Here is a 22,419-nt window from a genome sequence, read left to right as displayed (position 1 = left end):
TGAGCGGTGAGATTGTCCCCGCGGTCCTGATCGGACAAGGGCTGAACAGCCAAGCTCTCAGTGATGGATCTGTTCGCCACCATCTGAAAAGGTGGGCGGGGTATTGGCGCTGACGATCACGCATTCTTCCTGCCCCAGATTGCGAAACCGGTGGGGCAGGCGGGAGTCAAAGTAGTAGGCATCTCCTGGGCCAAGCAGCCCCGTCTCTCCGTTGACGGTAATCTCGATCTCCCCGGCGATGACGACACCGCCTTCTTCGCCATCATGCTCCAGCATTTCCTCGCCGGTATCGGCACCAGGTGGATAGCGCTCGTGCAATACCGACATGCGCCGGTCGGGGCGTCTGGCGGCGACAAGTCGCCATGAAAGGTGGCGATCACCGATCTCGGTCAACTCCGCAGCGCGATAGAAGGGGCTCGGATGATTGGGCTCGTCGGCGGCGAAGAAGGCGCTGATGGAGACCGGTAAGGCGTCAAGTATCTTCTTAAGGGAGCTGACCGAAGGGCTGACATTATTCAGCTCGATAAGCGAGATAGTACTGTTGGTGACGCCCGCTCTTTTCGCTAGTTCGCGCTGAGATAACTGTTTTTCCTGACGTAGTTGGCGCAACCTAGCGCCGACATCGAAACCGTCGTCCATCCTGGTGTCCGCCATTCGTGAGTCGCTGTCGTGCAAAATGATGGACACATGATACCTGCTATGGCCTGGGTGGGTCACCCTCGCGCTCTCGGACTACCTCTATGCGTGCATGGCGACTACCTACGGCCTGAGGCATCATGTAGTGATGCATGACGAACATAGCAATAGGAGCTTCTTGTGGTGAAACCTCAGGCAAGCGAGGTATGTGGTGTTGTCCTGGCGGGTGGTCAGGGACGTCGCATGGGAGGCATCGACAAGGGCCTGGTGTCCTTTGCGGGTCAGCCCCTGGCCGCCCATGCGGTCGCCTGTCTGCGACCCCACGTGGGTTCGGTACTGATCAACGCCAATCGTCATCATGAGGACTATGCGGCGCTTGCCGATGGTGTCTTCAAGGATGCTGCCGAGGGCTTTCAGGGGCCGCTGATGGGCATCTACAGTGCGCTTGAGGCTGCGGACAGCCCCTGGGTCATGGTCGTGCCCTGCGACAGTCCGCTACTGCCCCATGACCTGGTGCCACGCATGTTGGCGGGCTGGCGTGAGGGGATGGACATCCTGGTGGCCCATGACGGAGAGCGCCTGCACCCGGTGGTAGCGCTGCTGGCAGGTCATCTGCGCGAAGATCTGGCACAGGCGTTGGCGCAGGGAGAGCGCAAGATCGATCGCTGGTACGCGCGACATGCCTGGGCCACGGTCGATCTGAGCGACTGTGCGGACGCTTTTGCCAACCTCAACACTGAAGAAGAGCGTCAGCGTCTTGAGCCCACTCGTCCAGGGGAGGGCTCATGAGGTCCCGGCTGCAATGGCAACCGCAACAGCCGGTATTGGGCATCGCCGCCTGGAGCGGGACCGGCAAGACCACCTTGCTGGAGCGCATCGTACCGATGCTGAAGGGGAAGGGGCTGCGGGTATCGGTCATCAAGCACGCGCATCACCGTTTCGATGTCGATCAGCCTGGCAAGGACAGTCACCGCTTGCGAATGGCCGGGGCGGAGCCGGTGCTGATCGCCTCCCGGGCAAGGGTGGCGATGATGCTGGAGACTCCCGAAGCTGAGGAAGCGGACCTGCAGACGCTGCTGGCCATGGTGGCGCCACTGAAGGCGGACCTGACGCTGGTGGAGGGGTTCAAGGACTGGCCAATGCCCAAGCTGGAACTGCACCGTGCCACGTTAGGCAAGCCGCTGCTGGCGACCGAGGATCCCTGGGTGCAGGCGGTAGCCTGTGATACTCCCCTGAGCACCGCGGTCGAGACGCTGGATCTGAATGCCCACGACCAGCTGGTCGAGTGGATGTTGCGGTGGGCTGCTGACTGGAGCGGCTGGCTGGCGACGCAGGAGGGACGTTGATGATGTCCTCATTGTCTTGCTTTGACCTGGGCGAGCACATGCTGAGCGTCGATGAGGCACGTCAGGCGCTGCTTACCCTGGTGGATGGCCAGCTGGCGACGGAGTCCGTGGCGCTGGCCCAGGCTCATGGGCGGGTGCTGGCCAAGCCGGTGACGGCGCCTTTCAATGTTCCAGGCCACACCAATTCGGCGATGGATGGCATCGCTCTGAGCTGGCCCGAGGAAGGCGTCGCAGGCTCCCTGCAGCGCGTCGGTTCCGCCCTGGCCGGCCGGCCTTTCGCCGGGAGGGTGGGCAGTGGCGAGTGCGTCAGTATCACTACCGGAGCGCCGCTGCCGGCTGGCACCGACACGGTAATCATGGTCGAGCAACTTCAGCAGCACGGGGATGTGGTCGAGATCCTCCAGGCTGATCGAGTCAAGCGAGGGCAGAACGTCCGCCAGGCGGGCGAGGATCTACGTCGGGGTGAGGTGGCGCTGGAATCCGGCAGGCGGCTGGAGGCAGCGGCGTTGGGGTTGCTGGCGTCGTTGGGCTGCGCGTCCGTTGAGGTGCGCCGCCAGCCCCGTGTGGCGGTGTTTTCCACCGGGGACGAGGTGACCGCCCCTGGACAGCCTCGCGCTGATGCCGCGATTTATGATGCCAACCGCTTCACCTTGATGGGCATGTTGCAGGAGCATGGCGCAGAGGTGCTGGATCTGGGCATCGTACCTGATGACCCGCAGGCGCTGGAGGATGCCCTGGCACGAGCGGCGCAGCTGGCCGATCTTGTGGTGTCCAGCGGGGGCGTGTCGGTGGGGCAGGCCGACCATACTCGAGCTGCCTTGGAGCGGCTGGGGCGACTGACCCTGTGGCGAATCGCCATGCGTCCTGGCAGGCCGATGGCATGCGGCGTGATGGGGGACGGCGCGACGCCATTTCTGGGCCTGCCCGGCAATCCGGTGGCCTGCATGGTGACCTGTCTGGTCTTCGTTATTCCCCTTGTACGCAAGCTGCAGGGACGTGAGCTGCGCTCGCCTGCGTGGCAGGCGGTGGCCGACAGCGACTTCCGCAGTCGTGAAGGTCGCACCGATTACAGTCGTGGCGTGCTCAAACGGAGTGATGACGGGACCTTGCGGGTGGTCAATACAGGTAGCCAGGGTTCCGGTATCCTGTCCTCCATGGTGGCTGCCGAGTGTCTGGTGGAAATTCCTGCCGACAAGGCAGCGGTTGCCATCAATGATATGGTGACCGTATTCCCTCTCTTTCGTTTCCCCTGAGGCTTGAACATGACGCTTTCCCATCTCAATGCCCGCGGCGAAGCCAATATGGTGGACGTCGGTGACAAGGCATCTACCCGACGTGAAGCAACGGCTACAGGGGCTATCAGTATGGCGCCTGAGACCTTGGCCTTGCTCAGCGATGGTCAGCTGCCCAAGGGAGATGTGCTGGCCACCGCCAGAATTGCCGGTATCCAGGCGGCCAAGCGCACCCACGAGTTGATTCCGCTGTGTCATCAACTGGCCCTGTCCAAGGTCAGTATCGACTTCGATATCGATCGCGAGGCGAGCATGGTCAGGGTGTCCGCGACGTGCCGGTTGAGTGGCAAGACAGGCGTCGAGATGGAAGCGCTCACGGCGGTGTCCGTGGCCTGTCTGACGCTGTATGACATGTGCAAGGCGGTCGACAAGGAGATGGAGATTGGCCAGATCCATGTGGATGCCAAGCAGGGTGGCAAATCCGGAGATTATCATCGCCGAGAGATAGCACAGGAAACCGTCGCTCCCATCGTGACGAGTCCGGAGAACAGTCCTGCATTGACCTTGGGGCTTGCCTCTGCAGAGCAGCAAAGCGTCAGGGTGAAATGCCTGGCCGAGCTGCGAGAGCGCCTGGGTATCGGGGAAACCTCGGTACCCTTGGACCGTTTACCCAGTGCCGATGTGGCAGGCCTCAAGAAGGCCTTGAAGACGCTGGACCAGCGTTTTTCCGGTTTGGAAGAAGGTCGGGTGCTGTGTGCGGTGAATCAGGTGATGGCCAGCGACAGCACACGCCTGACGTGCGATGACGAGGTGGCCTTTTTCCCGCCGGTCACTGGAGGTTGATGATGATTCGGGTGCAGCAAGAGCGCTTTGACGCAGGTGACGTACAGCAGGCGATGCTGCAAGGTCGCTCCGATGTGGGGGCTGTCGTCAGCTTCACCGGGTTGGTCAGAGATTTCAATGAACGCCCCGACGTCACAGCGTTGACGTTGGAGCATTATCCCGGCATGACCGAGGCCTCGCTGGCCGAGATCGAGGATGAGGCGCGCCGGCGCTGGACGCTCGAGGACGTGTCCATCATCCATCGGGTAGGGCGGCTTGCGCCAGGTGATCCCATCGTTCTGGTGGTGGTAGCCAGTGCTCATCGCCGCGCCGCCTACGAGGCCTGCGAATTCCTGATGGACCAGTTGAAGACGCGGGCACCCTTCTGGAAGAAGGAGCACACGGCCAGCGGCGATTATTGGGTATCCGAGCGCTGTCAGGACCATGCGGACGCTCGTCGATGGGAAGGTGGTGTGCAATGACGGACAGCATGAGCGAGGGCTTGGTCGACAGCTTCGGCCGGCGCGTGAATTACGTCAGGCTATCGGTGACGGACCGCTGTGACTTCCGCTGTGTTTACTGCATGAGCGAGGAAATGACGTTCCTCCCGCGGGCACAGGTGCTGACGCTGGAAGAAATCGCCCAGGTGGCGCGAGCCTTCACCGAGCTTGGCGTCGAAAAGATACGTCTGACCGGTGGAGAACCCCTGGTGCGGCGTAATATCGGTGAACTGGTGGCGCGTATCGGTGCCTTGTCAGGGCTCAGGGATTTCGCAATGACCACCAATGGCGCCGGACTTCGGCGTCATGCTGTCGAGCTTCGTCAGGCGGGTCTGAAACGCCTGAATGTCAGCCTGGATTCGCTGGATCCTCAGCGCTTCCGCCGCCTGACCCGTACCGGTGACCTGAGTCGAGTACTCGATGGTATCGAGGCTGCGCGAGAGGCGGGGTTCGAGCGGATCAAGCTCAATGCGGTCGTGCTGAAGGGGCGCAATGAGGATGAGGTGCTGGATCTGGTGACCTTTGCCAGGAACCAGCAGCTTGATATCAGCTTCATCGAGGAAATGCCCCTCGGCGACGTCTCGGATCACTCACGCGCAGAGACATACTGTTCCAGCGATGAGGTCAGGGCGCTGATTGAGCAGCGCCATCCGCTGTTGTCCACGGCGGAAGCCACGGCGGGCCCTTCACGCTATTTCCGGATGGAGGACAGTGATACCCGCATCGGCTTTATTTCTCCCCATAGCCACAACTTCTGCGCAAGTTGCAATCGGGTTCGCGTCACCGTCGAGGGACGCCTGTTGCTGTGTCTAGGCAACGAGCACTCGGTTGACCTGAGGGCGGTGTTGAGACGTTATCCCGGCGACATCGAGCGGCTCAAGCGAGCTATCGTCGAGGCCATGCCCATGAAGCCGGAAAGGCATCATTTCACGACTGACGGGGATGTCCAGGTCGTGCGCTTCATGAACATGACAGGTGGCTAATGGCTTGGGGCTTTATCTGCCATTTGCCGAATAAGTTTTCGCGGGCGCCATGGGCGCCCGCGTTGCGTTGTGCTGCTTCTTCACTCAAGGTAACCCGCTGTTGAAGGCTCCGCCATGTAAGGGAATGGCCAGGTATGCTGGGGAATGGAAGGCGATGTATGATGGGTATTGGCACGCCGGTTTTTGATAATTGACCAGGAAATATTTGCTGCATTTCTTGCCAAGAGCCAGAGGTTGCATATACTTTTCTTCAAGTGAATCACGGCGCGCGCCGTTTTATGCCAAGGCTATGGAGTGAGCTATGTCCAGCGAAACATTGGAACGCATTGCACGAAACAAGAATGTGGCACGCGCAGCGGCCCGACAGCTCAGCATGGAGCAACTGCAAAAGCTGGCGGAAGTGGTCGAGGAAGTGATCGATCAAAAGCGTGATGAAGAGCGCCAGCGCCAGCAAGAAGAGATGCAGAAAGCGCAGAAGCTGGCGGAAATCCGCGAGCAGATCACTGAGGCGGGATTGTCGCTGGACGACCTGGTGTCCGAGCAGCCCAAGCGCAAGCGTGGCCGTCCGCCCAAGAATGCCAAGTAAGCTACACCACCCAAGGCAGGTATTTCACCGCTAGCGTTGCTGGCCCTGCCTTGAGGTGTGGCACCGAGGGTGTCGTGTTAGCGATGATGCCCCTCCGTGCAAGCGGCCCCGGATACCTCCGGGGCCGCTTTCGTTTGGGGCCTAGAGATCCCCTGCAATGCCTTCCATATCGGTAGCCATCAGCTGTAATTCCAGCTTCGGTCGACGCTGGATATGGTCATGAAGCCACGCGAGAATGCGTGGATAAAGGCCATGACGCAGGGCGGATAGGGTGTCGGCTGTCAGCTCATCGAGCTGATCGTCAAGCCAGTCGCTGAAGCTATCTTCGTCGACGCCCAGTGAATGGCTGGTGTCCAGCATCAGGCGCCCAATTCTTGCCCAGCCTCGTTCAGTTGCCACCAGGCTGATGGCCAGATACAGCTCTTCCTGGCGCTGACGCGCGGAAGAGCGCGAGGTGCGCCGATCGATGCCGCCTCGCTCGATGATGCATTGGGATACCGCAAAGCGCTGCTCTACCGTCAAACCGTCCTGATCGAGACGGATCAGGTCACCATTTTGGGGTGCCAGCGGGGCATCAATGCCGAGCCGTTCCGCCAGTGCCTGGTGGGCGGCCTGATGGGGAGCCTCGCCGTGCACCGGTAGCAGTCTGGCCGGCTGTATCCACTGATAGAGGCGCTCAAGTTCTTCCTGGGCGGGATGACCAGAGGCATGTAGCTGTGGGTGGCTGGCGTCGTCGAGGAGATGAACATCGAAGCGGGCAAGGCCTCGTTTCAGGCGTTCGATCAGGTGCTCGTTGCCGGGGATGGCCTTGGCCGAAAATATCACGCTGTCGCCCGCTGTCAGCTCGAAATGCGGATGTCGTCCCTGGGCCAGTCGCGACAAGGCGGCGCGGGGTTCTCCCTGGCTTCCTGTGGCGATCACCAGTACCTCTTCAGGGGGCAGATACCCGAGGTCGCTGACCGGGACCAGCGTCGGGAAATCGTCAAAATACCCGAGCTGGCGCGCATGCCCGACCATCCTCTCCATCGAGCGTCCCAGCAGGCTGACACGCCTGCCGCAGCGACGTGCTGCGCGGCCTATTGCGAGCACACGAGCGAGGTTGCTGGCGAAGCAGGAAACAACGACCCGCCCACTGCAGCCGGCAATGGTGTCCGCCATGGCCTTGGCGACGTCTCCCTCGCTGCGTGAATGCCCCGGCACGTTCGCGTTGGTGGAGTCGGCGACGACCAGGTCGATGGGAGCCAGGGCGCGGAAGGCGTCTTCATCAACAGGTTCGCCGAGCACCGGCTGCGGATCGAGCTTCCAGTCACCGGTGTGCAGCAGGCGCGTATTGCCCGCTTGAATGAACACCGCGCAGCTTTCTGGAATCGAGTGTGTCAGGGCGAGGAAGCGACAGGAAAAACCTGCGATGTCCCTGGCCTCTCCCGGGGTGATGACCTCGATGGCATCGCTGGACAGGCCGCGTTCGGCGAACTTGATCCTCAGCATGGCCGCGGCCAGGGGCGTGGCAATGATCGGGCAGCCCCAGCGCGGCCACAGCCAGGCAACGGCACCGATATGGTCCTCGTGGCCATGGGTGATGAGCAGCGCGCTGGGCTGAATGCCGAGGGTCTCCAGGACGGTGGTGTCCGGGACCTGAATGGGATCGCCCGGCAGGTCCTGGCGAATCATCATGCCGCAATCGACCGCCACCCAGCGTCCCTGGTGGCCATAGAGGCTCAGGTTCATCCCGATTTCGCCGCAACCGCCCAGGGGCAGGAAATGCAGGGGGGAGCGGCGGCGTGGACGAATCTGAATTCGAGGGATCGACATCGGGCTCGGCATAGTGAAGACAGGTAACGCCACTATAAGGGATGGAGGTCGGCTCACTCAACGCAGGACGCCCCTGGCAGCGCAGCAAGAGTCGTTCGCTACCTCACTTTTCGCTACAATGGCCGGTTTTCGTGGCGCGCTATCGAGCGCGTCGAGAGGTGGTGCCAAGGGCACGCCAAGGGTTGGCTTCAAGAGACAAGTGTTATGTCGCATTTCTATCGTCTGGTGGTGTCCTGTCCTGATCGACTGGGGATCGTCGCCCGTGTCTCCAACTTTATTGCTGGGCATGGTGGTTCCATTACCGAGGCCAATCAGCATTCCGACCTGGCGTCGGGACGCTTCTTCATGCGCTACGAGATTCTGGCGGATTCGATTGGCATGTCTCGGGAGGCGCTGTGTGACGCCTTTGCCCCGGTAGCCAGGGAGTTTGAAATGGATTGGGCGCTGCGTGACACTCGTCAGAAGCGCCGAGTGGTGCTCATGGTGTCCAAGGAATCCCACTGCCTGGTCGATCTGCTGTATCGCTGGACGGCGGGGGAGCTGGATTGCGACATTGCGGCGGTGATCAGCAATCACGACGATATGCGCAGCATGGTGGAGTGGCATGGCATTCCCTACCACCATGTGCCGGTCGTCGCTGGTGACAAGCAGGCGGCATTCGCTGAGGTGGAGCGTCTGGTAGAGGCGTCGGCTGCGGACAGCATCGTGCTGGCGCGCTACATGCAGATTCTTCCGCCGGACCTGTGCCAGCGCTACAGCGGTCGCGTGATCAATATCCACCATAGCTTCCTGCCATCGTTTGCCGGCGCCAAGCCGTACCATCAGGCCTACCAGCGAGGGGTGAAGCTGATTGGTGCGACCTGCCACTATGTGACAGAGGAGCTGGATGCCGGGCCGATCATCGAGCAGGACATCCACCGTGTCAGTCATTGCCACACGCCTACCGACCTGGTTCGCTTCGGCCGAGATGTGGAAAAGACGGTGCTGGCGAGGGGGCTACGCTGGCATCTGGAAGATCGGGTACTGATCCACGATAACAAGACCGTCGTCTTCGCCTGAGCGCTACGTCAGGTCGGAGCCCCTGCAGCGACGTGTCGAGCTCGCCGAGAGGAGGGGGCGGTCATGTCGTTCGCCGAGGTAGTGGTGGCGGGCTGGATGCTGTGGCTGGGTGGGGCGCTGTCAGCAGGGTGTTTGCTGCTGGTAGTGCGCCAGCGGCCCTGGCAGGCGCTGGTAGCCAGTGCCGGGCTGCAGCACCGATGGCTGGCCGCCACCGTGATGATGGCCTTGCTGTGGCAGTTGCGTGCCCAGGCGGTGGACTGGCTGAGCTTGCACTTGCTCTTCACCACCCTGCTGACGCTGGTTTTTCGGGCACCGCTGGCGCTGTTGAGCTGTCTGCTGGTCAACCTGTCGCTGTGCGTGACCGGCAGGGTGGCCTGGCCGCTTATCGGCCTCAATCTTGTCGTGACAGGGGTGGTGCCCATGCTGGTGACCATCGCCATATGGCGTTTGGTCGACAGGCGCCTCCCTGCCCACCCCATGGTGTTTCTGTTTGTCGGCGGTTTTGGCTGTGCCGCACTCTCTTCGCTGGCCTCGGGACTCGCGGTCATGGGCGTTGCGTGGTTTGCCGCAGTGAATGCCGAGGTGCTGTTTCAGGTCCGTGAATACCTACGCTTTCTGCCGCTGCTGATGCCTTCGGAAGCCTTTATCAGCGGCATGCTGCTCAGCATTCTGATGTTCTATCACCCGCACTGGGTGGCGACGTTCAACGATCGACGCTATCTCGATGATGACCGGAAGTGAGCCCCCGGATGTCGAGGGGTTTGGCTTGCTGTGCTGGCGGCTGGGCCAACCGTCAATGCGGGCGCCTATCTGCGGCAACGGTCAGCGGCGGCAACGGCCATGGGCGGTTGGCGTTCCGTGTCAGTGTCTCGCGTAGCGTGAAGGCTGGGGCGCGGGGTCTGCGTGGCGCGGGCATTGGGGATTGTAGTGCAGGCCTCTTGATTCGCGGCGTGCCAGGGCGCTGGCGACGGTCAGTCGTGCCAGTGTCAGGGCGTGACGGAGGGCCAGCAGGGCGGGTGTCGGGCAGGCGTCGTCGGCCAGCTCCGCATAGCGGGAGGCCAGGGTCTCGATACGGGCGGCCGCCTCCTTGAGGCCCTCGTCGAAGCGCACGATGGCCACCCTGGCGCTCATCACTCGGCGCAGTTCCTGGTGTAGTTCAACGGTGTCGGACGCCTTGGTCTGGCGGGTGCCAGCGATGACTGACGTCGCCGGATGCTGACGTGGTGGCTCCCTTAGCGTGGCGAGATGACGAGCCGCCGAGCGGGCGTACACGAGGCACTCCAGTAGCGAATTGCTGGCCATGCGATTGGCACCATGCAAACCGGTGCAGGTCACCTCTCCAATCGCATACAGCCCTGTCACGCTGGTCGCGCCGTGTTGATCAACGCTGATCCCGCCACAGCTATAGTGGGCGGCAGGGACGACGGGGATCGGCTGCTGGGTGATATCCAGGCCACGCCCCAGGCAGTGGGCATGGATCGTCGGGAAGTGGTGCCGAATGGTCGCCGCCCCCAGATGGCGGATATCCAGCATCACACAGGGGCTGTTGGTGCGTTGCATTTCGGCGTCAATGGCCCTTGCCACCACATCGCGTGGGGCCAGCTCGGCCCGTGGGTCGATGTCTGGCATGAAGCGTTTGCCATCCGCATTCAGCAGCAGGCCGCCTTCTCCGCGTACCGCCTCGCTGATCAGGAAAGGAGGACCCTCCGGGTCATACAGGCAGGTGGGATGGAACTGCTGGAATTCCAGGTTGCTCAGCTGCGCACCGGCATCGTAGGCCATGGCCATGCCCTCGCCACTGGCGGGAGAGGGGCTGGTGGTGTGCAGATAGAGTCCGCTGGCGCCTCCGGTCGCCAGTACCGTGTCCTGGGCAATGAGTTCCCGGACCTGATGCTGGGGATCGAGGCAGCGGGCTCCGCAGCACTGGCCCTGATCGTTGCTGATCAGCTCATAGGCGACCAGGTCGTCACGCAAGGTAATGGACGGATGCTGGAGGGCGCGCTCCCTCAGGGTATCAATGACCGCGCGACCGGTGGCATCTTCTGCGTGAATGATCCGTCTGGCATTGTGCCCGCCTTCCCGAGTGAGGTGATAGGGATACCCCAGGCTAGGATCTGGTTCGGGGGTGAAGGGCACCCCGAGTTGAAGCAGCCAGTCGATGGCGTCAGGACCTTGTTCCACGGTGAAGCGCACGGCTTGCTCGTCGCATAGTCCGTCACCGGCGACCAGAGTGTCCTGTACGTGAGCCTCGACATTATCCTGGGGGGATAATACCGCCGCGATCCCGCCCTGCGCCCAGCGGCTGGCCCCTCTATCGTCGTTGCCGGGCCGCAGCAGCGTCACCCTGCGGTGATCGGCCAGCTCCAGGGCCATGGCAAGACCGGCGACGCCGCCACCGATGATCAGGACGTCATGACTGGCGTGGGTCATGGGATCTTCCTTCCTTGCTGTCGAGAGAGGGTGCCTGGTGCAGGCCGTGACGCGGGGCTCGTCGTCGCAGTCGCTTGCTGGGGAGGCGTTCGAGTTTGCCAAGCTGCTCAGCGATGGACCCGGAGAGGCGGGCCAGCTCGCGGTTCAGCCACAGGTAGCCGCTGGGACCAAACAGCATTCTGCCATCATCACTGCGCGCGGTGGAGGCCTCTGCGGCAAAGGCTTCCAGCGAAAAAGGCGTGATGTTGGCCTTGATGGGCCGACCCGTGCGTATCTCGAACGCCAGGGTGCCGATATCCCTGGCGAGCACATGCTGTTGGGCCCGCAGCCCCTCCATGGTATCGATCTGCTCGTGTCCCTGGCGGGTGCTCCAGTGAGTCTCCAGCAGCAGCTCCAGCGTCGACAGCATGCGTCGTTGGTAGGAAATAAGACCGTCGACGTCCGTGCGAGACAGCCTGCCCTCACGGTGCACCGCGTCCGTCAGTCCGCGCTGCTTGATCAGTAGCTGGCTGGCCGCCTTGAACAGCTCTCGGGTGTCGATTCCCGGTGCCGCGGTGGATGACGTGTGGGCGTGATACAGCCGGGCCATCTGATCAAGGCAGTCGGCCAGCAGAAAGCGCTGCAGGTCCGTTGCCTTGTGGGGCAGAAAGACCAGCGTGGCGGCGATGCCCACCAGGGTGCCGACCAGCACGTCGAGGCCTCGCCACAGGGCGACATCCAGCTGCTGGGTACCATCGCCGATAACGAGCAGCAGGCTGATGGCAAACATCAGGCCGCCGTAGGCCTGGCGGGCACCGAATACCCACCAGGTGGCGACAGCGATACCGGCCAGAGAGCCCAGCTGCACCGCCCAGGGTGGGATGGGCAGGCTGATCAGCAACAGGCCCAGGGCGGCACCAATCAGCGTACCTGCCAGGCGCTGACGGCCCTTGTCGATGACGCCGCCAACATGGGGCAGATTGCCCATGACCATAACGGTGCTCACCAGGGCCCAGCCACTATGTTGCAGCGGCAACAGCTCGACAATGGTGAAGGTCACCATCAGGGCCAGCGTGACGCGCAGCACATGGAACAGGCGCCGATGTCGGTGGTTGATAAAGGGGTCGCGCAGGCGTCCGAGTAACATGGATCAGCTCCTGGCCAGCGTGGGTGCAAGCGGCAATGTGCGCAAGGCTGGTTCCGCGCAGTGGGGTGCGGTCACGGCTGGAAGCGTCATTGATGTCTGGCGAAGGGCGGGCGGAAGCAAGCGGTTGCTCAAGGTTCGGCGGCCGTCATGAAGTGGCGTAAAGAGGCGCAGATGCTAACACGTCACGGCGACGTCGTCCTGGCCTCAGGGGCTATTCAGTACCGGACCCAGGTGTATGTCGCGGCCTGGCTAAGGGGCAGGGGCCAGGTGAAGGGGGCACGATGAAGGTGAGGCGCTGGATGCCGCCAGCTCGCGTCCTGAGATGTGAGCGTGGTGAGTCATTGATGACATTTGGCGGATACAGCTGGGGTGGATACAGATCGGGCGGATACAAGTCGCGCGGATAAAGCTAGGGCCACTACCCCGTAGTGGCCCTGATCTTTAACTAAGTAGCGTGATGGATGTCCGTGCAGTCCTCAGGAGCTATCCTTAGGAGTCATCCTCAAGAGCCACTCTTAAGAGCTATGGTCTTCCTCGGCCATCATATGGATAAGTTCCTTGAGGTCCTCCACTTGCTGCTCAAGGGCTGCGACACGATCCTCCTCACTTGCTTGCGCGGTACGCTCCTCGATCTCAGCCATCTTTTCGTTGAGCATCTCGGAGTCCATGGCGAATGCGGCACCCGCCATCATGAGAGATGATAGCGCCATGGCGCTCAGTAGCTTCAGCTTCATACGGCCTCTCCAATAAAAGTCACTGCTTGGCTGCCTCATGGTATGAGGCGCTGCGTACTTCTCGGACGACTGCGACTTGCACTGCTACCTGCACTTCTGAAGTGTAGTCTAGGCCACTTATTGAGCAAGGTCGCATAAAGCGTGATGTAGCGTTTCATTCTGATGCTTAACACATGCTGCGGGCGGGGCATTAGCCGGATTCGCGCGATCAAACTGCGACCAGAGAGGAGGGCGTCGAGAGCTGAGTAGCGTCAGGAGGTAGCGTAAGGCATTGAAACTATTGGTGCCCGGAGCCGGGCTCGAACCGGCACGGTGTTGCCACCGAGGGATTTTAAGTCCCTTGCGTCTACCAATTTCGCCATCCGGGCAACAAGATCGCCAGCCATGTGGCAATAGAGGAGGGGTGCCGTTGTACCTGGTGCGGCAGGGCAACCATCAGACTTTCCAGAGCATGGGGGTCTGAAAAGAAAAGATGGAGGCTGGAGTCGGAATCGAACCGGCGTACACGGAGTTGCAGTCCGCTGCATAACCACTCTGCCATCCAGCCTCAAGAGTCAACCATCGTCTGTTGATGGAGCGGGAAACGAGATTCGAACTCGCGACCCCAACCTTGGCAAGGTTGTGCTCTACCACTGAGCTATTCCCGCCTGACTCGAGGACGTATTATACGGATAAGTCGGTGACTGTCAAACGCTTTTCCTCGAGTCGATGTTTTTATCAGAGCGAGCGAGCCAGATGGGGCCAAGCGGCCCGCAGGTACTGGATCATCGACCACAGGGTCAGGATGGCGGCAGCGTAGAGGGTTGCGACGCCCGCCTCTGCGATCAGGTGTCCAGGCGGGAAGGCCAGCAGCAACAGCAGCGCCACCATCTGCAGCGTGGTCTTGACCTTGCCGATCCATGAAACGGCCACTGAGCCCCGCTTGCCCATCTCCGCCATCCATTCACGCAGGGCCGAGATGACGATCTCTCGCCCGATGATCACCAGGGCGGGAAGTGTCAGCCAGGCTGCGTCATAGCGCTCGATCAGCAGGGCCAGCGCCACCGCCACCATCAGCTTGTCGGCCACGGGGTCGAGGAAGGCGCCGAAGGGCGTGGATTGATCCCACTTGCGTGCCAGATAACCGTCCAGCCAGTCGGTCACCGAGGCCAGCCCGAAGAGCGCCGCAGCGACCAGCATGCTGGATTCGAAGGGGAGGTAGAAAAGTACCACCAGCAGAGGAATGAAGACGATGCGTGCCAGGGTCAGAATGTTGGGAATGTTCATGGATACCGCTGTCCTTGCTGGAGGGTGCTGTAATAGGGGTCGGGGATGCGCGGTGCCCCGTCAGGGTGGTCCATTCTATCCGCGATACCTCAACTCATCCATGCAGAGCGCGGTGAATTGTGTCGGCCATGGTCGCGCTGATGCCAGGGACGCGAGCCAGCTCATCCTTGGTGGCCTGCTTGATGCCTTGCAGTCCGCCGAAGAAGCGCAGGAGCTCGCGGCGGCGTTTGGGCCCGACGCCGGGGATATCCTGCAGGGTTGAGGTGCGCCTGGCCTTGTCGCGTTTTGCCCGGTGACCGGCGATGGCGAAGCGATGAGATTCATCGCGGATATGCTGGATCAGATGAAGACCGGGCGAGGTGGGGGGCAGCGCCAGGCTGCGATCGACAGTATCGACGTACAGCGTTTCAAGCCCGGCCTTGCGGGTGGTGCCCTTGGCGACGCCGAGTAGCTGGACCTGGGTAACGCCGAGGTCAGCGAGCACGTCCCGTGCCATGTTGAGCTGACCCTTGCCGCCGTCCACTACCAGAATATCGGGGAGCACCCCTTCGCCTTCCGCCAGGCGCTTGAAGCGCCGGGTCAACGCCTGCTGCATCGCCGCATAGTCATCCCCTGGCGCGATGTTCTTGATGTTGAATCGGCGATAGTCGCTCTTGCGCGGTCCGTCCTGGTCGAAGACAACGCAGGAGGCCACCGTCGCTTCGCCGTGGCTGTGGCTGATGTCAAAGCACTCAAGCCGCTGGGGGGTGTGTTCAAGGTCGAGTGCCTGGCGCAAGTCTTCAAAGCGCTTGGCCAGCTGGGTCTGATTCGCTAGCTGTCCCGCCAGCTGCTGCTCAGCGTTGGTCCTGGCCAGCTCCCGCCACTGTGCGCGATGACCACGCACCTTGTCGGTCAGGCGAATGCGTCGCCCAGCATTTTCGCTGAGCGCGCTGGCGATCAGCTCTGCATCCGGTACCGGGTGACTGGTCAGCACGTCAGAAGGGATTTCCCTGGCCTGTCCGAGATAGTACTGGCTGACGAAGTCGCCCAGCAGCTGCGCTTCCCCCAGGTCCAGGTTGTTGGTGGGACTGTAGTGGCGCGCGCCCAGCAGGCGCCCCTGTCGAATAGACAGCACGGAGATGCACAGCGCGCCGGGCTGTGATGCCAGCGCAAAGGCATCAGCGTCGCCGCTGCCAGTATCCACGACCTGGCGCTGCTGCAGGCGGCGAAGGTCCTGAAGCTGGTCTCTCAGGCGCGCGGCCTCCTCGAAATTCAGTGCCTCACTGGCGGCTTCCATTTCCTCGGTCAGCTCCTTGCTGACCGCCTCGCTGCGTCCCTCCAGGCACTGAATGGCATGCTCGATATCGCGGCGATAGTCCTCTTCGCTGATGTAGTCGACACAGGGAGCACTGCAGCGCTGGATCTGGTACTGCAGACAGGGACGAGTACGGTGGGCGAAGACACTGTCCTCGCAATTGCGGATGCGAAAGACCTTCTGCATCAAGGACAAGGTATCGCGTACCGCATTGCTGCTCGGATAGGGCCCGAAATACCGCCCGTCCTCGTGGCGCGTGCGGGCGCGCTTGTATTCCAGTGCGGGATAGGGGTGTCGATCGCTGACAAACACAAAAGGATACGACTTGTCGTCACGCAGCAGGATGTTGTACGGCGGGCGCAGCTGCTTGATCAGGGTCTGCTCGAGCAGCAGGGCTTCGGTCTCGCTGTTGGTGACCGTGACCTGTATATCGTGGATGCGGCTCACCAGCGCCTGTGTCTTAGCATTCAAGGCGCCGCGGAAATAGCTGGCGAGACGAGGCTTGAGACGACGAGCCTTGCCAATGTACAGGGTGTTGGACTGGTCATCGTACATCCGGTAGATACCGGGCGATTCACTGACCGTCTCAAGAAAGCGTCGAGCGTCGAAGGTCATAGGCGAGCGTGGCGTGTTCCGTTGGCGTAGCATCGTCGAGCCATGCTACCAGAGCAATGAACATGCTGCGTCAATTGCTGCGCACCAGGTTGTCGGTGCAGGTGGGCAAGAATCCAGGTACACGCCTTAAGGAAACGAAAGGTGCTATAAGCTAGAAGGACGGCCCAAGTAACGTGGGGATGACGTGCCGCGTTGGCTGGGGGGGAGCTGGAGCAGGAAAAGAGGGGGACGTTCGACAGACCGCCACAGGGCACGCGCGCCGACATCTGATGGCAGATGAGAGGGTTCGGCGCGCCGCCATGGCGTCAGTCTTCCTTGAAGCCCTCGACCAGCCCGTGTCGCAGGCCCAGGTGAGTCAACGCGACATCGGAGTTGACCCCAAGCTTTTCGAAAATGCGATAGCGGTAGGTGTTGACCGTCTTGGGGCTTAAGAACATGCGATCCGCAATGTCGGCAACACGCTGGGCGTTGACAATCATCATGGCCACTTGTAGCTCGCGCTGGGACAGCTGATCAAAGGGGTTTTCTTCGTGATCGATGCGTGACAGCACCAGCCGCTGAGCGATCTCCGGGCTGACAAAGCGCTGGCCGGCAAATACCGCTCGGATAGCCTTTACCATTTCGTCATGCTGGGAGCCCTTGCTGATAAACCCATGGGCACCGGCTTCCAGCAGGCGCTGGGCAAAGGCCTCTTCGATAAAGGCGGTCAGCACCAGAATGCGGATATCCGAGGTCAGGCGCCGGATCTTGCGCGTCGCCTCCAAACCCCCGATGCCTGGCATGCGTATGTCCATGACCACCACATCCGGGTTGAGGCGCCGGGTCTGCGCAATGGCTTCTTCACCATCGGCAGCCTCGCCCACCACATTGATGTCTTTTTCTGCGTTCAGCAGATGAACGATACTGGTGCGAACCAGGTGATGATCGTCAGCGACGAGAACTCTGATCAATGCCGATACTCCTGGAAAAGGTGATGTCTGGGACCATGGGGTTGACCGAGTAGAGCCAATGCTCCGTCAGAGTCCTTCTCATGATGCTTTGCGGTAGGTTGTCACAGTTTGTTCCTAAGGGGAATTGGGTTGCCAGGGGGTAGCGACGTTTCCGGCATAGCAATATTGATAGTGTGCCCGTTCTTTGTTACGCGGTTAATGCTTTGCGTTTTACTTATATGCGGGCGCTTGGTCACAAGTGATACAGAGCTCGCAACATATTGGTCGAACTGGCTTACCTCTATCAACTTTGCCGCTGTAGTGTATCAGTCGTGATGATGATAAGGGTGAAAATAGGCATGCTCGATGCCCCGTTAAAGGTGAGAGTGCACACTTTATTGGTGGTTGAGGGGTATCTTCGGCGACGTACTATTCTCCGAACTGACTCAGATGGTTGACCGAGATCAATCGTGGGTGAGGTTGTCGTGGGAATCATCGGGGTGAGGCACCTGTGAGACGCCTGCCTTGCTGCGCATGTCGGGTATCGGTAGCACGGTAGCGATAGCACTCTAGCGGTACCTGGTCGACCAAAGTTGGTCCCTGACACGCTTGCACAGGATGTGATGCGCATCTAGATTCAGCCTGACTGGTATGACACGTATACAGTCGTCCTGTCAGGGCGGCAGATTGACTCGCGGTTTACCGGTCCCTCATCCATCCGTCCAAGAGCACGGGAGAATAACAAGATGCGCTCCAACCAACGCCAGTCGTCACACCGTCTCGCACGTCGATCCCTCCTGGCGGTCGCCGTCGGCCTGAGTATGTCCGCTGCGGCTCAGGCAGAGACCCTGACCTTTGCCCACGTCTACGAAACGTCCGAGCCCTATCACGAGTGGGCGGTGTGGGCAGGAGAAGAAATCGAGAAGCGAACCGATGGTCGCTATTCCGTTGAAGTGCACCCTGCATCTTCTCTGGGTAAGGAAGCGGACATCAATGAGGGGCTAAGTCTTGGTACCGTCGATCTGATCTTTACCGGCAATCAATTCGCTGGCCGTTCCTACGGACCGATTGGCATTGCCGGGGCTCCCTACATGTTCCGCGACGTCGACCACTGGCAGGCCTATGTGGACAGTGACCTCTTCGCCGAGATCGCCCAGGGCTACGAAGAGGCCACGGGCAACGTCCCGCTGGCCATGAACTACTATGGCAAGCGCCACACTACCTCTAATGTCGCCATCGATACTCCGGCGGACATGGAGGATCTCAAGATTCGGGTGCCCAACGCACCGATGTACATGATGTTCCCCGAGGCGGTCGGTGCCAACCCGACCCCGATTGCCTTCGCCGAAGTCTATCTGGCCCTGCAGCAGGGCGTGGTGGATGCGCAGGAAAACCCGCTGCCCACGATCAAGGCCAAGGCATTCTATGAAGTGCAGGACTACATCAACCTGACCGGCCACATTACCGACTCGCTGATCACTATCGCCGGCGGCCCGCTGTGGAATCGGCTGTCCGAGGAGGATCGGGCGATCTTCCGCGATGTCTACCAGCAAGCCGGCGAGAAGATCACCGCGGATATCCTGCAACAGGAGCAGGACTTGATTGCCTGGTTCGAAGAGCAGGGCGTCACGGTCAACGAGGTCGATACCGAACCTTTCCGTGAGGCGGTATTGCCTGCCCATAACGGTGACGTGGCGACCTGGGATCAGGAAACCTACGACCGTCTCCAGGCCATCGGCCAGTAATTGACGGCCGGGGAGGGCGCTGGACGCCCTCCCCGAAGGAGACTATCGATGACACATTCTGATGAAGGTGCTGACATCCATCATGCACCTGATGGAGCGGCGCGCCCGTCACCCGATGCCGGCCCATCTTCGGGGCAAGGCCCGAGCCAGCAAACAACCGTCGCATTTGACGTTCCCGAGGACGACGACGCCATTCGCAAGGGTGACGTTGGCCTCGAGGACTACCTGACCCTGGTGGTGTTCTGGTTACTGGCGCTGGATGTCTTTGTGCAGTTCTTCAGCCGCTATGTCCTCGGCAACTCGCTGGCCTGGACGGAAGAGATCGCTCGCTACCTGCTGGTCGCCGTCGGGTTTCTTGGCAGCGCCATGGCGGCGCGCAAGGGCTCGCATATCGCTGTGGAGTTCTTCTATCGCTATCTGTCGGAGCCGGTCGCCCGCACCATGTGGACCCTGGTCGACCTGGTGCGGATTGCCTTTCTCGGCATGCTGGCCTGGATTACCTGGCAGCTGGCGGGACGCACCAATTCGATGATGGTGTCGATAGACCTGCCCAAGAGCCTGCTTTACTACGTGGTCTTCGTCGGCGTGGTGCTGATGCTGGTGCGCTCCATTCAGCTGGCGATTCGCCACTGGAAGACGGGCGAGAGCGAACTGATGTGCCGTGAAGACGACTGACAAGGAATAACAACATGACTGAAGCTATGATCAGCGCTCGACGCGGCTCCGTCATCCCGCCCATCGTGGCGGCGATGGCGGTTGTTGGGTGCGTTGGGCTGGCGCTGTTTGACTACCATCTGTCGTTCTTGTTTGCGTCGCTGTTCACCCTGCTGGTCTGTGGCGTGCCTATCGCGATCAGTCTGGCTGGCTCGTGCCTCATGTACGTCCTGCTCACCGGGCGGGTGCCCGATGTGGTCGTGGTGCACCGGATGATCAACGGTATCGACAGCTTTCCGTTGCTGGCGATTCCCTTCTTTATCCTGGCCGGCAACCTGATGAACAACGGCGGCATTACCACACGCATCTTTGATTTCGCCAAGGCCTTGATGGGCTGGATGCGCGGTGGCCTGGGGCACGTCAACGTGGGCGCAAGCATCGTGTTCTCTGGCATGTCCGGCGCCGCCGTGGCAGATGCCGGGGGGCTGGGTACCATCGAGATCAAGGCCATGCGTGACGCGGGATACGACCAGGAGTTCGCGGTCGGTATCACCGCTGCGTCATCCACCATCGGCCCGATTATTCCGCCCAGCCTGCCGATGGTCATCTATGGTGTGATGGCGTCGGTATCCGTGGGCCAGCTGTTCGCGGCAGGGTTGGTGCCGGGCCTGCTGATGGGGCTCACCTTGATGCTGATGATTACCTGGTTGTCCCGTCGTCGTGGCTATCAGCGTGACGCGCGCTTTTCGGTGTCGGTGCTGGGCCAGACCTTTTCCAGGGCGCTGCTGTCGCTGCTGACTCCGGTCATCATCGTGGGCGGCATTGTCACCGGGGCGTTCACGCCCACGGAGGCGGCCATCGCCGCGGTGGTGTATGCCTTGATTCTTGGCGGACTGGTCTACCGGACCCTGACCTGGCGACGGCTGCTGAAGGTCAGCTTCGAGACCATCGAGACCACGGCGGTGATCCTGTTCATCGTCGCCGGCGCCTCGATCTTTGCCTGGATACTGACCAGCAACCAGGTCACCCAGCACGTGATGGGGCTGCTCGGCCCGTTCCAGGACAATCCGATCGCGGTCTTGCTGATCATCAACCTGGTGCTGATTGTGGTGGGATGTTTCATGGAAACCATCGCCGCCATCACCATCCTGGTGCCGGTACTGCTGCCGGTGGCGGTGGCCTCGGGCGTCGATCCGGTGCACTTCGGCGTCATCATGGTGCTTAACCTGATGATCGGGCTGCTGACGCCGCCGGTGGGGATGGTGCTGTACGTGCTGTCCCGGGTATCGAATATCTCCTTCGAGAAATGCATGCGGGGGACCCTGCCGTTCCTGGTGCCGCTGGTCGTGGCTTTGGCGCTGGTCACCTTCATTCCGGCGATCTCCCTATGGTTGCCGACGCTGGTCTATCGCTGAGTTACCCCATCGCGTCGGGGTGTGGCGGGTGAGTGAAGGGCTCCCCGCCATGCCGGACGGATTTCACCACACGCAAGGACACGCAAGGATCTCGACATGAGTCACAGCCAATACTTGGCCTGCAGGGTGGGCCAAGACGACCTGAGTCGCTTTATCCAGCAGGCGCTGGCGGCGGCGGGGGCCGATACCGCATCGCAGCAGGCGGTGAGCCGAGCCCTCGTCACGGCGTCACTGATGGGCACCGACAGTCACGGTCTGCGGCTGCTGCCACACTACTTGCAAGCGTTGCAGGGAGGGCGCATCAATGGCAGTCCGGAAATGCGCTTTGAACAGCGCCTCGCCGCCACAGGAGTGCTGGACGCAGACAATGGCCTGGGCCACCTGGCCGGTTACCGGGCGATGGAGCACGCTGCCGCCATGGCAAGGCAGGCCGGAATGGGTGCGGTAGCGGTCGGTCATTCTTCTCACTTCGGTGCGGCGGGATGCTATGCCCTGGCTGCGGCAGAACAGGGGCTGATCGGTATGGCGTTCTGCAATTCCGATCCGTTTGTTCTGCTGCATGGTAGTCAGGCCCCCTTCCACGGCACCAACCCCATCGCCTTTGCCGCACCGGTGGAGAACGACGACCCCTATCTGCTGGACATGGCCACCAGCGCGGTGCCCTGGAACAGGGTGCAGCAGTATGCCGCCATCGATCGGCCGCTGCCGTCCGACATTGCCGCGGATGGCAACGGCACCACGACCACTGATGCCAAGCGGGTGGAAGCGCTGCTGCCATTAGGTGGAGGCAGCTTCGGCTTCAAGGGGGCGGGGCTGGCGGGCATGGTCGAGGTGCTTAGCTCGACGCTGTCCAATATGGTCCATGGCTTCCATCTATTGCCCATGGGCGGTCCCGACATGCACACACCGAGAGGTGTCGGCCACTTCTTTCTGGTGATGCATCCAGACGCCTTTGCAGGCCAAGGCGAGTTTGCGCAGCGTATGGGTGACTACCTCAGGGATTTGCGCGGTATGGCGTCAAGCGCAGAAGCGAAGGTATTGGCGCCAGGAGACCGAGAGTGGCAGACCCGTCGCGAGCGACGTGCAGAGGGGATTCCATTGGATCATGCCCAGCGGGATGCCTATCGCCGTATCGCCGAGCAATACCGCGTTGAGCCCCTCAGCGAGGGCTGAAGAGCAAGTCACTCGTCGCGCCAACGATGTCAATGGGCCGCAGACAAGCAGCGACGCACAAG

General features: G+C 61.4%; 21 protein-coding genes and 3 tRNA genes. 13 read left to right on the top strand and 11 right to left on the bottom strand.

What is annotated here, in order from left to right; all coding sequences use genetic code 11:
* Positions 1-57: 57 nt before the first annotated feature.
* On the bottom strand, positions 58-639 hold the full coding sequence (locus JF545_RS18700) for a cupin domain-containing protein (protein ID WP_206944764.1): 582 nt from the start codon (positions 637-639) through the stop codon (positions 58-60).
* Between the two features lie 177 nt (positions 640-816).
* Between JF545_RS18700 and mobA the strand changes: the two genes are divergently transcribed.
* From mobA to JF545_RS18665, 7 genes are all read left to right on the top strand, one after another.
* Positions 817-1,425 carry a molybdenum cofactor guanylyltransferase MobA gene (mobA, locus tag JF545_RS18695; protein WP_206944570.1) on the top strand — a complete coding sequence of 203 codons (609 nt, stop codon included), beginning with the start codon at positions 817-819 and terminating at the stop codon, positions 1,423-1,425.
* Entirely contained in the window at positions 1,422-1,982 is a 561-nt protein-coding gene (gene mobB, locus JF545_RS18690) for a molybdopterin-guanine dinucleotide biosynthesis protein B (RefSeq protein ID WP_206944569.1), read from the top strand. Before mobA ends, mobB begins: the two co-directional genes overlap by 4 nt.
* A gap of 2 nt (positions 1,983-1,984) precedes the next feature.
* Positions 1,985-3,235: a molybdopterin molybdotransferase MoeA gene (gene moeA / locus JF545_RS18685; RefSeq protein WP_206944568.1), complete on the top strand. Its 1,251-nt coding sequence runs from the start codon at positions 1,985-1,987 to the stop codon at positions 3,233-3,235.
* 9 nt (positions 3,236-3,244) lie between these two features.
* Positions 3,245-4,057: a cyclic pyranopterin monophosphate synthase MoaC gene (gene moaC / locus JF545_RS18680; protein ID WP_206944566.1), complete on the top strand. Its 813-nt coding sequence runs from the start codon at positions 3,245-3,247 to the stop codon at positions 4,055-4,057.
* A 2-nt stretch (positions 4,058-4,059) separates the two neighbouring features.
* Positions 4,060-4,518, top strand: a complete 459-nt coding sequence (gene moaE, locus JF545_RS18675; RefSeq protein WP_206944763.1) for a molybdopterin synthase catalytic subunit MoaE — start codon at positions 4,060-4,062, stop codon at positions 4,516-4,518.
* A gap of 8 nt (positions 4,519-4,526) precedes the next feature.
* Positions 4,527-5,519 (top strand): GTP 3',8-cyclase MoaA, encoded by a 993-nt coding sequence (moaA, locus tag JF545_RS18670; protein WP_206944762.1) that lies wholly within the window; start codon positions 4,527-4,529, stop codon positions 5,517-5,519.
* 301 nt (positions 5,520-5,820) lie between these two features.
* Positions 5,821-6,105, top strand: a complete 285-nt coding sequence (locus tag JF545_RS18665; RefSeq protein WP_206944564.1) for a hypothetical protein — start codon at positions 5,821-5,823, stop codon at positions 6,103-6,105.
* A gap of 141 nt (positions 6,106-6,246) precedes the next feature.
* Here JF545_RS18665 and JF545_RS18660 read toward each other — a convergent pair whose 3' ends face one another.
* Entirely contained in the window at positions 6,247-7,833 is a 1,587-nt protein-coding gene (locus tag JF545_RS18660) for a ribonuclease J (RefSeq protein ID WP_206944761.1), read from the bottom strand.
* Positions 7,834-8,121: 288 nt separating this feature from the next.
* Between JF545_RS18660 and purU the strand changes: the two genes are divergently transcribed.
* Together purU and JF545_RS18650 are read left to right on the top strand one after the other, a co-directional pair.
* The gene (purU, locus tag JF545_RS18655; protein WP_206944563.1) at positions 8,122-8,976 is read left to right on the top strand and encodes a formyltetrahydrofolate deformylase; all 855 of its coding nucleotides are present in this window, start codon (positions 8,122-8,124) and stop codon (positions 8,974-8,976) included.
* A 63-nt stretch (positions 8,977-9,039) separates the two neighbouring features.
* Positions 9,040-9,717, top strand: a complete 678-nt coding sequence (locus JF545_RS18650) for an energy-coupling factor ABC transporter permease (protein ID WP_206944561.1) — start codon at positions 9,040-9,042, stop codon at positions 9,715-9,717.
* A 120-nt stretch (positions 9,718-9,837) separates the two neighbouring features.
* On the opposite strand, the gene nadB is transcribed toward JF545_RS18650, so the two are convergent.
* The 9 genes from nadB to JF545_RS18605 form a co-directional block, all read right to left on the bottom strand.
* Positions 9,838-11,406, bottom strand: coding sequence for an L-aspartate oxidase (gene nadB / locus JF545_RS18645; RefSeq protein ID WP_206944559.1), 1,569 nt, complete (start codon positions 11,404-11,406; stop codon positions 9,838-9,840).
* Positions 11,387-12,532 (bottom strand): FUSC family protein, encoded by a 1,146-nt coding sequence (locus JF545_RS18640; protein WP_206944557.1) that lies wholly within the window; start codon positions 12,530-12,532, stop codon positions 11,387-11,389. Before JF545_RS18640 ends, nadB begins: the two co-directional genes overlap by 20 nt.
* A gap of 515 nt (positions 12,533-13,047) precedes the next feature.
* Complete coding sequence (locus JF545_RS18635) at positions 13,048-13,266, bottom strand: hypothetical protein (protein WP_206944555.1); 219 nt, start codon at positions 13,264-13,266, stop codon at positions 13,048-13,050.
* A 281-nt stretch (positions 13,267-13,547) separates the two neighbouring features.
* A tRNA-Leu gene (locus JF545_RS18630) sits at positions 13,548-13,634 on the bottom strand.
* A gap of 105 nt (positions 13,635-13,739) precedes the next feature.
* Positions 13,740-13,813 (bottom strand) — tRNA-Cys (locus JF545_RS18625).
* Between the two features lie 25 nt (positions 13,814-13,838).
* A tRNA-Gly gene (locus JF545_RS18620) sits at positions 13,839-13,913 on the bottom strand.
* 70 nt (positions 13,914-13,983) lie between these two features.
* Positions 13,984-14,532 (bottom strand): CDP-diacylglycerol--glycerol-3-phosphate 3-phosphatidyltransferase, encoded by a 549-nt coding sequence (gene pgsA / locus JF545_RS18615; protein ID WP_206944553.1) that lies wholly within the window; start codon positions 14,530-14,532, stop codon positions 13,984-13,986.
* A gap of 94 nt (positions 14,533-14,626) precedes the next feature.
* Positions 14,627-16,441, bottom strand: a complete 1,815-nt coding sequence (gene uvrC, locus JF545_RS18610; protein ID WP_206944760.1) for an excinuclease ABC subunit UvrC — start codon at positions 16,439-16,441, stop codon at positions 14,627-14,629.
* Positions 16,442-16,746: 305 nt separating this feature from the next.
* Positions 16,747-17,391: a response regulator gene (locus tag JF545_RS18605; protein WP_045994188.1), complete on the bottom strand. Its 645-nt coding sequence runs from the start codon at positions 17,389-17,391 to the stop codon at positions 16,747-16,749.
* Positions 17,392-18,116: 725 nt separating this feature from the next.
* On the opposite strand from JF545_RS18605, the gene JF545_RS18600 reads away from it, so the two are divergent.
* From JF545_RS18600 to JF545_RS18585, 4 genes are all read left to right on the top strand, one after another.
* Positions 18,117-19,115 (top strand): sialic acid TRAP transporter substrate-binding protein SiaP, encoded by a 999-nt coding sequence (locus JF545_RS18600; protein WP_206944551.1) that lies wholly within the window; start codon positions 18,117-18,119, stop codon positions 19,113-19,115.
* A gap of 48 nt (positions 19,116-19,163) precedes the next feature.
* Positions 19,164-19,790, top strand: coding sequence for a TRAP transporter small permease (locus JF545_RS18595; RefSeq protein WP_206944549.1), 627 nt, complete (start codon positions 19,164-19,166; stop codon positions 19,788-19,790).
* A gap of 14 nt (positions 19,791-19,804) precedes the next feature.
* Complete coding sequence (locus tag JF545_RS18590; RefSeq protein ID WP_224852079.1) at positions 19,805-21,184, top strand: TRAP transporter large permease; 1,380 nt, start codon at positions 19,805-19,807, stop codon at positions 21,182-21,184.
* Between the two features lie 96 nt (positions 21,185-21,280).
* Positions 21,281-22,357, top strand: a complete 1,077-nt coding sequence (locus JF545_RS18585; protein ID WP_206944547.1) for an Ldh family oxidoreductase — start codon at positions 21,281-21,283, stop codon at positions 22,355-22,357.
* Positions 22,358-22,419 lie beyond the last annotated feature (62 nt).

This window comes from Halomonas litopenaei (assembly GCF_017303055.1).
GTDB lineage: Bacteria > Pseudomonadota > Gammaproteobacteria > Pseudomonadales > Halomonadaceae > Halomonas > Halomonas litopenaei_A.
This window is presented reverse-complemented; position numbering and strand designations above follow the sequence as displayed.